At 66.8% G+C, this 13195-nt stretch carries 12 protein-coding genes; 9 read left to right on the top strand and 3 right to left on the bottom strand.

Annotated features, from left to right (window positions below):
• Positions 1–364 (bottom strand): asparaginase (locus WA317_RS02485; protein WP_425171533.1); only part of this gene is annotated, 364 nt, incomplete at its 3' end.
• A gap of 49 nt (positions 365–413) precedes the next feature.
• Here WA317_RS02485 and lspA point away from each other — a divergent pair.
• The 6 genes from lspA to fadD11 all read left to right on the top strand — a co-directional run bounded on the left by lspA (position 414) and on the right by fadD11 (position 9552).
• Positions 414–986, top strand: coding sequence for a signal peptidase II (gene lspA / locus WA317_RS02480; protein ID WP_425171532.1), 573 nt, complete (start codon positions 414–416; stop codon positions 984–986).
• Positions 983–1909, top strand: a complete 927-nt coding sequence (locus tag WA317_RS02475; protein WP_425171531.1) for an RluA family pseudouridine synthase — start codon at positions 983–985, stop codon at positions 1907–1909. The genes lspA and WA317_RS02475 overlap by 4 nt, the downstream gene beginning before the upstream one ends.
• Before the next feature lie 209 nt (positions 1910–2118).
• Positions 2119–3135, top strand: coding sequence for an SDR family NAD(P)-dependent oxidoreductase (locus WA317_RS02470; protein WP_425171530.1), 1017 nt, complete (start codon positions 2119–2121; stop codon positions 3133–3135).
• A 60-nt stretch (positions 3136–3195) separates the two neighbouring features.
• Positions 3196–3987, top strand: a complete 792-nt coding sequence (locus WA317_RS02465; RefSeq protein WP_425171529.1) for an SDR family NAD(P)-dependent oxidoreductase — start codon at positions 3196–3198, stop codon at positions 3985–3987.
• A gap of 58 nt (positions 3988–4045) precedes the next feature.
• The gene (gene dnaE, locus WA317_RS02460; protein WP_425171528.1) at positions 4046–7588 is read left to right on the top strand and encodes a DNA polymerase III subunit alpha; all 3543 of its coding nucleotides are present in this window, start codon (positions 4046–4048) and stop codon (positions 7586–7588) included.
• A gap of 137 nt (positions 7589–7725) precedes the next feature.
• A complete protein-coding gene (gene fadD11 / locus WA317_RS02455) occupies positions 7726–9552 on the top strand; it encodes a fatty acid--CoA ligase FadD11 (RefSeq protein ID WP_425171527.1) in 1827 nt (608 codons plus the stop codon).
• A gap of 7 nt (positions 9553–9559) precedes the next feature.
• Here the strand turns inward: fadD11 and WA317_RS02450 are convergent, their stop codons facing one another.
• Positions 9560–10207 (bottom strand): TetR/AcrR family transcriptional regulator, encoded by a 648-nt coding sequence (locus tag WA317_RS02450; protein ID WP_425171526.1) that lies wholly within the window; start codon positions 10205–10207, stop codon positions 9560–9562.
• Between the two features lie 62 nt (positions 10208–10269).
• Between WA317_RS02450 and WA317_RS02445 the strand changes: the two genes are divergently transcribed.
• The 3 genes from WA317_RS02445 to ilvA all read left to right on the top strand — a co-directional run bounded on the left by WA317_RS02445 (position 10270) and on the right by ilvA (position 12595).
• A complete protein-coding gene (locus tag WA317_RS02445) occupies positions 10270–10743 on the top strand; it encodes a hypothetical protein (RefSeq protein ID WP_425171525.1) in 474 nt (157 codons plus the stop codon).
• A 29-nt stretch (positions 10744–10772) separates the two neighbouring features.
• Positions 10773–11210, top strand: coding sequence for a nitroreductase family deazaflavin-dependent oxidoreductase (locus WA317_RS02440; protein WP_425171524.1), 438 nt, complete (start codon positions 10773–10775; stop codon positions 11208–11210).
• Positions 11211–11308: 98 nt separating this feature from the next.
• Entirely contained in the window at positions 11309–12595 is a 1287-nt protein-coding gene (gene ilvA, locus WA317_RS02435) for a threonine ammonia-lyase (protein ID WP_425171523.1), read from the top strand.
• A 98-nt stretch (positions 12596–12693) separates the two neighbouring features.
• Here the strand turns inward: ilvA and WA317_RS02430 are convergent.
• The coding region (locus WA317_RS02430) for a DUF427 domain-containing protein (RefSeq protein ID WP_425171522.1) at positions 12694–13195 on the bottom strand (502 nt) is incomplete at its 5' end.

The following is a 13195-nucleotide window of genomic DNA, read 5'->3' as shown; positions in this document are numbered from 1 at the left end:
CGCGCAGGTTGGCCGGGCCGTCGGCGTCGGGAGCGTCGGCGCTGCGCATCGCCCCGGTCAGCACCACCGGTGCGCTGCCGGCATAGCTGAGTTCCAGCCACAGCGCCGTCTCCTCCAGGGTGTCGGTGCCGTGGGTGACGACGATGCCGTCGGCGCCGTCACTCGCAGTGGTCTGCACCGCAGCGCGGATGCGATCCCAGTCAGCCGGCGTCAGCTCGGAGCTGTCCAGCGCCATCAGATCGACCACGTCGACGTCCAGACCGGCCGTCAGCGCCGCACCGCTGCGAGTCGGCCGCAGTACTCCTTCGGCGTCAGCGCTGGTGGCGATCGTCCCGCCGGTGGTGACGACGGTCAGTCGACTCATGCATGGGGATGCTAGACGCCCGTCTCCCGGGACAAGGGATGATAGGGGAGTGACGGACGATTCCGCAGGGCCGGCTGAGCCGGGGACGGCCGACGGCAACGCTGACGCTGCCGAAGCCCCCGCCCCGCGGCGACAGCTGCGTCTGCTGGTCTCGGTCGCGGCGGTCGTGCTGGCTCTCGACATCGTCACCAAGGTGCTCGCCGTCAAACTGCTGACGCCCGGCCAGCCGGTGTCCATCATCGGTGATGCCGTCACCTGGAATCTGGTGCGCAATTCCGGCGCGGCGTTCTCGATGGCCACGGGATACACCTGGATGCTGACGGTGGTCGCCACCGGTGTGGTGTTCGGCATCTTCTGGATGGGACGACGGCTGGTGTCGCCGTGGTGGGCCATCGGGCTGGGCATGATTCTCGGCGGTGCGATGGGCAATCTGGTGGACCGGTTCTTCCGGTCGCCCGGCCCGCTGCGGGGACATGTGGTGGACTTCCTGTCGGTCGGCTGGTGGCCGGTGTTCAACGTCGCCGATCCGTCGGTGGTGGGCGGAGCGATCCTGCTGGTCACGCTGTCGGTGTGCGGCTTTGACTTCGATACGGTCGGTCGGCGCAGGGCCGACCAGCGGTGACGAACCGGTCCATGTCCGTCCCCGAGGGACTGGCCGGCATGCGCGTGGACGCTGGAGTCGCCCGGCTGCTTGGGCTTTCCCGCACCGCCGCAGCGACGCTGGCCGAAGACGGCGGCGTGGAGCTGGACGGAGTGCAGGCCGGGAAGTCCGACCGGCTGACCCCGGGAGCGTGGTTGCAGGTGCGGGTGCCGGAACCGCCGAAGCCGCCGGAGAACACGCCCGTCGACATCGAGGGCATGAGCATCCTGTACTCCGACGACGACATCGTCGCGGTGGACAAACCCGCGGGCGTCGCAGCGCACGCATCGGTGGGCTGGACCGGCCCGACGGTGCTCGGCGGGCTGGCGGCCGCCGGCTACCGGATCACCACCTCCGGTGTGCACGAGCGACAGGGCATCGTGCAACGCCTGGACGTCGGCACCTCCGGGGTGATGGTGGTCGCGATCTCGGAGCGGGCCTACACCGTGCTCAAGCGAGCGTTCAAACAGCGCACCGTCGACAAGCGTTACCACGCACTGGTGCAAGGCCACCCGGACCCGTCCAGCGGCACGATCGACGCGCCGATCGGCCGCCACCACGGCCACGACTGGAAGTTCGCCGTCACCGCCGGCGGCCGGCACAGCATCACCCACTACGACACCCTGGAGGCGTTCGCCGCCGCCAGCCTGCTCGACGTGCACCTGGAAACTGGCCGTACCCACCAGATCCGGGTGCACTTCGCCGCGCTGCACCATCCCTGCTGCGGCGACCTCACCTACGGCGCCAACCCCAAGCTCGCGGCAAAGCTCGGGCTGGACCGCCAATGGCTGCACGCGCGGGCGTTGGGATTCACTCATCCGGCCGACGGCCGGCAGATGGAAATCGTCAGTCCGTATCCGCCCGACCTGCAACACGCGCTGGAGGTGTTGCGCGTCGACGGCTGACGCGCGTCCGGCTCAGATACCTGCGGTCGCGGCGTCCGATGCGCACGTCTCCGAAACGGCGAGAGGATTCCCATGCGGGTAGCTCACCACTGCGGCATTGCTCATCCGTTAGGCAAGCATCACGCAGTAATTACCGGCTGTAAAAAGTCGATGGCCGGCAAATCACCATCGGGCAGTGTGTTGCGTGAAGAGTCACTAGGTTTGGCTTCATGAACCTCGGCGATTTGACCAGCCTCATCGAAAAACCCTTCGCGGCGGTGTCCAACATCATGAACACTCCCAACTCGGCCGGCCGGTATCGGCCGTTCTACCTGCAGAATCTGTTGGAAGCGGTGCAAGGTCGGACACTTCCCGACGCCGTCGACGGGAAGGTCACCGTCATCACCGGAGGTTCGTCGGGGATCGGCGAAGCGGCCGCGAAGAAGATCGCCGGTGCGGGCGGCCAGGTGGTGCTGGTGGCCCGCACGCCCGAGAAGTTAGAGAAGGTCGCCGACGACATCCGGGACGACGGCGGAACGGCGCATTTCTATCCATGCGACCTGTCCGACATGGATGCCATCGCGGAGATGGCCGACAAGGTGGTTTCTGACCTCGGCGGCGTCGACATCTTGATCAACAACGCGGGCAAATCGATTCGCCGCTCGCTCGAACTGTCCTATGACCGGATACACGACTACCAGCGGACGATGCAGCTGAACTACTTCGGCGCAGTTCAACTCATCCTCAAGTTCATTCCCGGCATGCGCGAGCGGGGCTACGGGCAGATCGTGAACGTCTCCTCAGTCGGCGTGCAGACCCGCGCACCGCGCTTCGGCGCCTACATCGCCAGCAAGGCCGCACTGGACAGCCTGTGCGACGCGCTGCAGGCCGAAACCCTCAACGACAACGTGCGCTTCAGCACCGTGCACATGGCGCTCGTCCGGACACCGATGATCAGCCCGACCACGATGTACGACAAATTCCCGGCGCTCACCCCCGATCAGGCGGCCGGGGTGATCGCTGACGCGATCGTGCATCGGCCCCGACGGGTCAGCTCACCTTTCGGGCAGTTCGCCTCGGTGGCCGACGCCCTCAATCCGGCGGTGATGGACCGCGTCCGCAACCGGGCCTTCGGCATGTTCAGCGACTCGGCCGCGGCCAAGGGAGACCAATCTCCCGGCGAAGACGCGAAGTTCGACAAGCGAAGTGAAGCCTTCGTGCGGGCCACCCGCGGAATCCACTGGTGAGCCGGTCATGAGTGCGCCGGCGACGATGCAGAGCATAGCGATGAGGAGGAGCGGCGCCAGATGAGCCTGCCGAAACCCAACAATCACGCCACCGTCGTCGTCACCGGGGCTTCCTCGGGCATCGGCACCGAACTCGCTCGCGGCCTGGCACGCCGCGGCTATCCGCTGCTGTTGGTCGCGCGGCGACGCGACCGCCTCGACGAACTCGCCGAGGAGTTGGGCGACCGACACTCGGTGGCCGTCGAGGTTTTGCCGCTCGACCTCGGGGAGGCCGAGTCCCGCGGGCAATTGGCCGAACGCCTCAAGGCCGATCCCATCGCCGGGCTGTGCAACAGTGCCGGCTTCGGCACGAGCGGGGTGTTCCACACTTTGCCGCTGGACCGCGAAAGCCAACAAGTCACGCTCAACGTGCTGGCGCTGATGGAGCTGACCCATGCCGCCCTGTCCGGCATGGTTGAGCGCGGCACCGGGGCGGTGCTCAACATCGCCTCGATCGCGGCCTTTCAGCCGTTGCCAGGCATGGCGGTTTACTCGGCCACCAAGGCCTTCGTGCAGACGTTTTCCGAAGCAGTGCATGAGGGGCTGCACGGAACGGGAGTCTCGTGCACCGTCTTGTGTCCGGGACCAGTGCCGACCGAGTGGGCCGAAATCGCGGACGCCGATCACGTGAACATCGGCATCGCCCAAGTCTCACCGCCCGACGTCGCTGCAGCCGCGATTGCGGGGATGGTCGACGGTAAACGCAGCGTCGTGCCAGGGGTGGTGCCGAAAGTCGCCAGCATGGGCGGTCGATTCGTACCGCGCAGCGTGCTGCTGCCCGCCCTGCGGATCGTCCGGGAACTGCGGCGCTGAGACACACTCGCCCGACACGCCGAAACTCGTCGGTGCCCGGTCATAGACTGGCCCTCCTATGAGCAGTCCTTCTTCGCGGTCCTTCGTGCACCTGCACAATCACACCGAGTACTCGATGCTGGACGGCGCCGCGAAAATCACGCCGATGCTGGCCGAGGCGCAGCGGCTCGAGATGCCCGCCATCGGGATGACCGACCACGGAAACATGTTCGGCGCCAGCGAGTTCTACAACGCGGCCACCGATGCCGGGATCAAGCCGATCATCGGCGTCGAGGCTTATGTGGCTCCCGGTACTCGTTTTGACACCCGCCGCATCCTGTGGGGCGACCCGGCGCAGAAGAGCGACGACGTCTCGGGCAGCGGGTCTTACACCCACCTGACCATGGTCGCCGAGAATGCCACCGGCCTGCGCAACCTGTTCAAGCTGTCGTCGCTGGCCTCATTCGAAGGTCAGCTGGGCAAGTGGTCGCGGATGGACGCCGAGCTGATCGCCGAGCACGCCAGTGGCATCATCGCCACCACCGGCTGCCCCTCCGGTGAGGTGCAGACCCGGCTGCGTCTCGGTCAGCGCCGCGAGGCGCTGGAGTCGGCGGCGAAGTGGCGGGAGATATTCGGCGCCGACAACTACTTCCTGGAGTTAATGGACCACGGGTTGTCCATCGAGCGCCGGGTCCGCGACGGGCTGCTCGAGATCGGCCGCGCGCTCGACATCCCGCCGCTGGCCACCAACGACTGCCACTACGACACCCGCGACGCCGCGCACAACCACGAGGCGCTGTTGTGTGTGCAGACCGGCAAGACCCTGTCTGATCCGAACCGGTTCAAGTTCGACGGCGACGGCTACTACCTGAAGTCGGCTGCCGAGATGCGGGAGATTTGGGACGGCCAGGTGGGCGGGGCCTGTGATTCCACGCTGCTGATCGCCGAGCGGGTGAGCTCGTACGCCGACGTGTGGGCACCGCGCGACCGGATGCCGATTTTTCCGGTGCCTGAGGGGCACGACCCGGCGTCCTGGCTGCGCCATGAGGTCGACGCCGGTCTACGCCGGCGGTTCCCGGGTTCGACGCCCGACGGCTACCCGCAGCGGGCCGATTACGAGATCAAAGTAATTTGCGACAAGGGTTTTCCGTCGTACTTCCTGATCGTCGCCGACCTGATCAACTATGCGCGCTCAGTCGACATCCGGGTCGGGCCGGGCCGCGGATCGGCGGCCGGCTCGCTGGTCGCGTACGCGCTGGGCATCACCGACATCGACCCGATCCCGCATGGCCTGCTGTTCGAGCGATTCCTCAATCCCGAGCGCACCTCGATGCCCGACATCGACATCGACTTCGACGACCGCCGACGCGGTGAGATGGTCCGCTACGCCGCCGACAAGTGGGGCCAGGACCGCGTCGCTCAGGTCATCACCTTCGGCACCATCAAAACGAAAGCGGCGCTGAAGGATTCCGCACGAATCCACTACGGGCAGCCCGGCTTCGCCATCGCCGACCGGATCACCAAGGCGCTGCCACCGGCGGTCATGGCCAAAGACATCCCGCTGTCCGGGATCACCGACCCGGCCCACGAGCGATTCAAGGAAGCTGCCGAGGTTCGCGGCCTGATCGACAGCGACCCCGATGTCCGCACCATTTATCAGACCGCCCGCGGCCTGGAGGGTCTGGTCCGCAACGCGGGCGTGCACGCCTGCGCGGTCATCATGAGCAGCGAGCCGCTGACCGATGTGATCCCGCTGTGGAAGCGGCCGCAGGACGGCGCCATCATCACCGGCTGGGACTACCCGTCGTGTGAGGCGATCGGTCTGCTCAAGATGGACTTCCTCGGCCTGCGCAACCTGACCATCATCGGCGACGCGATCGAGAACATCAAAGCCAACCGGGGGATCGACCTCGACCTGGAATCCGTTTCGCTGGACGACCCGGCCACCTTCGAATTACTGGGGCGCGGCGAGACGCTGGGGGTGTTTCAGCTCGACGGCGGGCCGATGCGCGACCTGTTACGGCGCATGCAACCCACCGGTTTCGAAGACATCGTCGCCGTCCTTGCGCTGTACCGGCCCGGCCCGATGGGCATGAACGCCCACAATGACTACGCCGACCGCAAGAACAACCGGCAGGCGATGAAGCCGATCCACCCCGAGCTCGAGGAGCCGCTGCGCGAGATCCTGGCCGAGACGTACGGGCTGATCGTCTACCAAGAGCAGATCATGCGTATCGCGCAGAAGGTGGCCGGCTACTCGCTGGCCCGAGCCGACATTCTGCGTAAGGCGATGGGCAAGAAGAAGCGGGAGGTGCTGGAAAAGGAGTTCGAAGGCTTCTCCGAAGGCATGCAGGCCAACGGGTTCTCGGTCAAGGCGATCAAAGCACTGTGGGACACCATCCTGCCGTTCGCCGATTACGCGTTCAACAAGTCGCACGCCGCCGGTTACGGCCTGGTGTCGTACTGGACGGCCTATCTCAAAGCCAACTATCCCGCCGAATACATGGCCGGTCTGCTCACCTCCGTCGGCGACGACAAGGACAAGGCCGCGGTCTACCTGGCCGACTGCCGCAAGCTCGGGATCACCGTGCTGCCGCCCGACGTCAACGAATCGGGGCTGAACTTCGCCTCGGTGGGCACCGACATCCGCTACGGGCTCGGCGCGGTGCGTAACGTGGGCGCCAATGTGGTTGCGTCGCTGCTGGATACCCGCACCGAGAAGGGCAAGTTCACCGATTTCTCCGATTACCTTAACAAGATCGACATCGGGCCCTGCAACAAGAAGGTCACCGAGTCGCTGATCAAGGCCGGCGCGTTCGACTCGCTGGGACATCCGCGCAAAGGGCTGTTCCTGGTGCACACCGACGCGGTCGATTCGGTGCTGGGCACCAAGAAGGCCGAGGCGATGGGTCAATTCGACCTGTTCGGCGGTGAAGACGTCAACGTCGACGCGGTGTTCACCATCAAGGTCGCCGACGAGGAGTGGGACGACAAGCACAAACTCGCCCTCGAGCGGGAGATGCTGGGCTTGTATGTCTCCGGGCACCCGCTCAACGGAGTGGCGCACCTGATGTCGGCTCAGGTCGACACCGCCATCCCGGCGATCCTGGACGGCGATGTGCCCAACGACACCGCGGTGCGGGTGGGCGGCATCCTCGCCTCAGTCAACCGGCGGGTCAACAAGAACGGGATGCCTTGGGCTTCAGCACAATTGGAAGACCTCACCGGCGGCATCGAGGTGATGTTCTTCCCGCACGCCTATTCCGCCTACGGCGCCGACATCCTCGACGACGCTGTGGTGCTGGTCAACGGCCGGGTCAAAGCCTCCGACGACCGGGTCTGCCTGATCGCCAACGAGCTGGTGGTACCCGACTTCTCCAGCGCGCAGGCGAACCGGCCGTTGGCGGTCAGCCTGCCGACCCGTCAGTGCACCGTCGACAAGGTGGGCGCGCTCAAGCAGGTGCTGGCCCGGCATCCCGGCACGGCTCAGGTGCACCTGCGGCTGATCAGCGGGGAGCGGGTGACCACCCTGGAACTGGACGCCTCGCTGCGGGTGACGCCCTCGCCGGCGCTGATGGGTGACCTCAAGGCGCTACTCGGTCCGGGCTGTCTGGGCGGATAGCCATGTAGCCGGATGCCGATGCCGGGCGTGAAGCAGGCCGAACACTCGGGTCCGACTGTGAAGCTGGCTTCACGCTCGACGGGCGGTAGCGCGGACGTACGCTCACCGGTGTACGTCCGGCGGGAAGGAGAACGGCGATGACGACAACCGAACGTCCGGCCACCTTGTGCGAAGCGTTCCAGATCACCGCGTCGGTCGACCCGGACGCCGTGGCGCTCCGCACGCCGGGCGGCACCCAGACGATGACGTGGCGAGAGCTTGCGGCACAGGTACGCAAGGTCGCCGCCGGACTGGCGGGACTGGGGGTTCGGCGGGGTGACACGGTATCGCTGATGATGGCCAACCGGATCGAGTTCTACCCGCTCGAGGTGGGCGCCCAACACCTCGGTGCCACGTCGTTTTCCGTGTACAACACACTGCCCGCCGAGCAACTGACCTATCTGTTCGGCAACGCCGACACGAAGGTGGCGATCTGCGAGGAGCAGTACGTAGACCGGATCCGCGCCAGCGGTGCGCCCATCGAGCACATCGTCTGCATCGACGGTTCGCCGGCCGACACCATCTCGGTCGACGATCTGTACGCGGCCGCAGATGAGGTTTTCGACTTCGAGACGACCTGGCGTGCGGTGCAACCCGACGACGTCGTCACCCTCATCTACACCTCCGGGACCACCGGAAACCCCAAGGGCGTGGAGATGACCCACGCCAATCTGCTCTTCGAGGCGCGGGCGCTTGACGCTGTTCTCCCGTCCCAGTTCGGCGACCGGGTCACGTCGTACCTCCCGTCGGCGCACATCGCCGATCGGGCGATGGGGCTGTACGGGCTGGAGGTGTTCGGCGCCCAGGTGACGGTGGTGTCCGACCCCCGCACCATCGCCGCCGTGCTGCCCGATGTGCGGCCCACGGTGTGGGCGGGGGTGCCGCGGGTGTGGGAAAAGCTCAAGGCCGCAATCGAATTCGCCGTCGGCAACGAGACGGACGAACTGAAGCGCCAGGCGTTGCAGTGGGCGATGTCGGTCGCCGCCAAGCGCGCCGCCACCCTGGTGGCCGGTGATGCGATGTCTGACGAGCTGGCCGCCGAATGGGTCAAAGCCGACGAGCTGGTGCTGTCGAAGCTGCGTGAGCGGCTCGGCTTCGGCGCACTGCGCTGGGCGGTGTCGGGTGCGGCTCCAATCCCACGGGAGACGCTGGCGTTCTTTGCCGGAATTGGCATCCCGATCGCGGAGGTCTGGGGGATGTCGGAGCTGAGCTGCGTGGCGACCGTCAGCCATCCCCGTGAGGCGCGGCTGGGCACTGTCGGCAAGCTGCTGCCCGGACTGGAAGGCAAGATCGCCGACGACGGTGAGTATCTGGTGCGCGGTCCGCTGGTGATGCGGGGCTATCGCAAGGAGCCGGGCAAGACTGCCGAGGCTATCGACGCCGAGGGGTGGTTGCACACCGGCGACATCCTCGAGGTCGACGCCGACGGCTATCTGCGGGTGATCGACCGCAAGAAGGAGCTGATCATCAACGCCGCGGGCAAGAACATGTCGCCGGCCAACATCGAGACCACCGTCCTGGCCACCTGCCCGATGATCGGGGCGATGGCCACCATCGGCGACGGTCGACCGTACAACACCGCGCTGATGGTGTTCGACGCCGACGCGGTCGCCCCGTATTCCGCCCAGCAGGGTATCGCGGACGCCTCTCCCGCCGCGCTAGCCGCCGACCCGCAGGTGATCGCTCAGATTGCGGCAGGAGTCGCCGTCGGCAACGCGAAGCTGTCCCGGGTCGAGCAGATCAAGCGCTTCCGCGTCCTGCCCACCGTGTGGGAGCCCGGCGGCGAAGAGATCACGTTGACGATGAAGCTCAAGCGCCGCCCGATCGCCGCGAGGTATGCGGCCGAAATTGCGGAGCTGTACGCCGAGGAACCGGGACCCGAAGTTCACGAACCCGCGGCTGCGCGGACCGCGCAACCGGCATAACGGGCTTTCACGGCTGCCGCAGGTAACCGCCGAGCAGGTCGACGATCTCGTCCTCGAGCCGGTCCGCGTCAACCGGTACCGGCGCCGTGATCAGCCGGTGCACCAGGGATTCGATGGTGGCGACCACGATGCGCGCGGTGAGCGCGGTGCCAGCGCGGGCTTCGGGCTGCTGCTCGAGAAGCCGTACGGTCGCGTCCGTCACCTGCTCCTCCAGCTCGTGCAGACGGGCCAGAAAAGCCGGCGCCCGCGGCGCCTCCTCGAACAGCACCCGATGCAGGCGCGGATCCTGACGGTGGTTGTCGATGACAGCGCGTATGACGACGCGGAGTGCGTCATCCAGCCTCGGCGGCAGGCCCCCGGAAAGGCGTTCCTTCAGCAACCGCTCACCGGCGTCCACGTGGGCGTCCATCAGCGCGTGCAAGATTGCGTCTTTGTTCGGGAAGTACTGGTACAGCGAGCCGATCGACACCCCGGCACGCTCGGCGATGCGGTTCGTCGTCGCCGCCGCGTAGCCGTGCTCGGCGAAAACCTGAGCCGCCGCGTCCAGCAGCCACTGCCTGGTCTGCACCGCCCGATGCTGTTTCGGCTGCTTACGCGCCCGGAACCGATCTGTCGGGGCGATCGTCGGCTCCCTTCCCCGAATGCGAGTAGTCACCCGTCGTCGCCACCCGCAGAATTAGGCACGCTAACACCGGCGCGGCAAAAGGACGAGAGGCGATGCGCACCATCGAACGCGAAACCGTGCTGCCCACCAGCGCAGAGCGCGTCTGGAAAGCGATGCAGTCCCCGGCCACCTTCCTCTACGTCTGCAAGGGCTTGTTCAGCGTGCCGGCCTTGTCCGGCCGCTCCGAGCCGCTGCGCGCCGGTGAGCGGGGGACCGCCTGGCTGTTCGCCTTTCACGTGCTGCCGGTCTACCGGCACACGCTGGAAATCGTCGACGTCGACGAGGCAACGCTGACCATCCGCAGCCACGAGCACGGCGGCGTCCTCAGGGCCTGGAACCACACGCTGCGTGTCGAGCCGATCGACGACTACACCTGCCGCTATCGCGACACCGTCGATATCGAGGCCGGACTTGCCACCGGCTTGGTCGCCACTGTCGCAACCGGCATATTCGCCTGCCGGCAGCACCGCTGGCACAAGCTGGTTCGTCAACACCTGCTGCCCAGCGGGCCTGCCTACGCGACGTGAACCGGCGACCGGCGCTCTAAAGTGGTCATATGCCTCTTTCCGGTGAATACGCACCCAGCCCGTGGGATTGGTCCCGCGAGCAAGCCGACAAGTATGCGGACTCCGGCGGTGCCGAAGCCGCGGACATGAAGGGCAAGCCGATCATCCTGCTGACGACGGTCGGCGCCAAGACGGGCAAGCTGCGCAAAACGCCCCTGATGCGGGTTGAGCACGACGGCCAGTACGCGGTCGTCGCCTCGCTGGGCGGGGCGCCCAAGAACCCGGTCTGGTACTACAACATCGTCAAGAATCCCCGCGTGGAGTTGCAGGACGGCAACGTTACCCGCGACTACGACGCCCGCGAGGTCGCTGGTGACGAGAAAGCCGTCTGGTGGGAGCGTGCGGTCGAGGCGTGGCCGGACTACGCCGACTACCAAAAGAAGACTGACCGGCAGATCCCGGTGTTCGTGCTGACGCCGGTGCGCTGAGCCGGCGAGGCCGATGGCGGTGACCCGCTGCGCCCGGCTCCGCCGCCCTTGCGATCGCCGCTGCACCGGCAGCTGACCCGGCGTGTCACCATTGAACGGTGTCCGCCGACTTGAGCCGAAGCCCGACGCGAAGCGTCGGGCCGCTGTCTGCGGCCGACATCGACGGCGCGGCCAAGCGGATCGCCGGCGTGGTGGCACCCACACCGCTGCAGCTGAGCGAGCGGCTGTCAGCGGCGACCGGCTCCTCGGTCTACCTCAAGCGCGAAGACCTGCAGTCGGTGCGGTCCTACAAGCTGCGCGGTGCCTACAACCTGCTGGTGCAGCTTTCTGAGGAGGAGATCGCCGCCGGCGTGGTCTGCTCGTCGGCGGGAAACCACGCGCAAGGCTTCGCCTATGCCTGCCGAGCACTGGGAATTCCCGGCCGGGTCTATGTGCCGGCCAAGACGCCGCGGCAGAAGCGCGACCGCATCCGCTACCACGGTGGCGATTTCGTGCAGCTGATCGTAGGCGGCTCGACCTACGACCTGGCAGCGGCGGCTGCGCTCGAGGACGTCGCGCGGACCGGCGCAACCCTGGTGCCGCCGTACGACGACCTGCGCACGATGGCCGGCCAGGGCACCGTCGCGGTCGAGATACTCGACCAGCTCGACGACGAACCGGACCTGGTCGTGGTGCCGGTGGGCGGCGGCGGCTGCATTTCGGGCATCACCACCTACCTGGCGGAGCGCACCGCCAACACGTCCGTGCTGGGTGTCGAACCGGCCGGCGCTGCGGCGATGATGGCCGCGCTCGCCGCCGGTGAGCCGGTCACCCTGGACCACGTCGACCAGTTCGTCGACGGTGCGGCGGTAAGCCGGGCCGGGACGCTGACCTACGCGGCGCTGGCCGCCGCCGGTGACATGGTGTCCATCACCACCGTCGACGAGGGTGCGGTGTGTACCGCGATGATCGACCTCTACCAGAACGAGGGCATCATCGCCGAGCCCGCGGGCGCGCTGTCGGTCGCCGCCCTGCTGCAAGCCGAAGTGGAGCCGGGATCCCTTGTGGTGTGCCTGATCTCGGGTGGCAACAACGACGTGTCCCGCTACGGCGAGGTGCTCGAGCGTTCACTGGTCCACCTCGGCCTCAAGCACTACTTCCTGGTCGACTTCCCGCAGGAGCCCGGTGCGCTGCGCCGGTTCCTCGACGAGGTCCTGGGACCCAACGACGACATCACGCTGTTCGAGTACGTCAAGCGCAACAACCGGGATTTCGGAGAGGCGCTGGTCGGCGTCGAGCTCGGTTCGGCCGCCGACCTCGACGGTCTGCTGGCCCGGATACGGGCCACCGAAATCCAGGTCGAAACAATCGAGCCGGGCTCCCCGGCGTATCGCTATCTGCTGTAGACGGAGCCCCTTTTCTTCGCGAGCGTGCGCAGTTGTACAGCAGTCACGGCGCGTCGGTGTACAGACACGCACGCTCGCGGTGGGGGGACTGCCCGGAGTCAGCTGAACTGGGTGCTCGGCCGGGGCAGGGCCGCACCGTCGACGACGATGTCGATCTTCTCGTTGTAAAACGCCACCAGGCCGGCGATCGGCGCCACTGCCGGTAGCGGATAGTGGTACGTCCATGCAAGGTCGCTGTGCAACGCATCACCCACTCGCACCGACCAGTACCCGGATGTCACTCCCTTGTACGGACACAGCGTCTGGGTGGTGCTGGGTTCCAGGTGCTCGAAGGCGACGTCGGTCGGCTCGATGTAAAACCGCGTGGGCAAGCCGGTTTCGAAAAGCAGGACCGGTGACCGGGTATCGGCGAGCATGACACCGTCAAGCTCGACGCGGATGTGCCGGTGCGACCGCAGCGCGTCTACCCGCGAGTAAGGATTGCGCGGATGGCCGTAGATCGGCTCGTCTTCCTCGAACCAGCGCAGCGGATCCCACTCGAATCGCACAGTCCCGGCCACCGGGCTGTCGCCGTCGACATCGAAGACCCGCGCGGCCGAC

Source organism: Mycobacterium sp. (assembly GCF_049802695.1).
In the GTDB taxonomy this organism is placed as follows: domain Bacteria; phylum Actinomycetota; class Actinomycetes; order Mycobacteriales; family Mycobacteriaceae; genus Mycobacterium.
The sequence above is the reverse complement of the archived record's forward strand: the minus strand, read 5'-3'. Positions and strand labels throughout refer to the sequence as shown.

Excerpts from the sequence above, each read along its gene's own strand:
- fadD11 (WP_425171527.1), top strand. The coding sequence starts at position 7,726 with ATGACGACAACCGAACGTCCGGCCACCTTGTGCGAAGCGTTCCAGATC.
- WA317_RS02465 (WP_425171529.1), top strand. The coding sequence starts at position 3,196 with ATGAGCCTGCCGAAACCCAACAATCACGCCACCGTCGTCGTCACCGGG.
- dnaE (WP_425171528.1), top strand. The coding sequence starts at position 4,046 with ATGAGCAGTCCTTCTTCGCGGTCCTTCGTGCACCTGCACAATCACACC.
- WA317_RS02470 (WP_425171530.1), top strand. The coding sequence starts at position 2,119 with ATGAACCTCGGCGATTTGACCAGCCTCATCGAAAAACCCTTCGCGGCG.
- WA317_RS02445 (WP_425171525.1), top strand. The coding sequence starts at position 10,270 with ATGCGCACCATCGAACGCGAAACCGTGCTGCCCACCAGCGCAGAGCGC.
- WA317_RS02440 (WP_425171524.1), top strand. The coding sequence starts at position 10,773 with ATGCCTCTTTCCGGTGAATACGCACCCAGCCCGTGGGATTGGTCCCGC.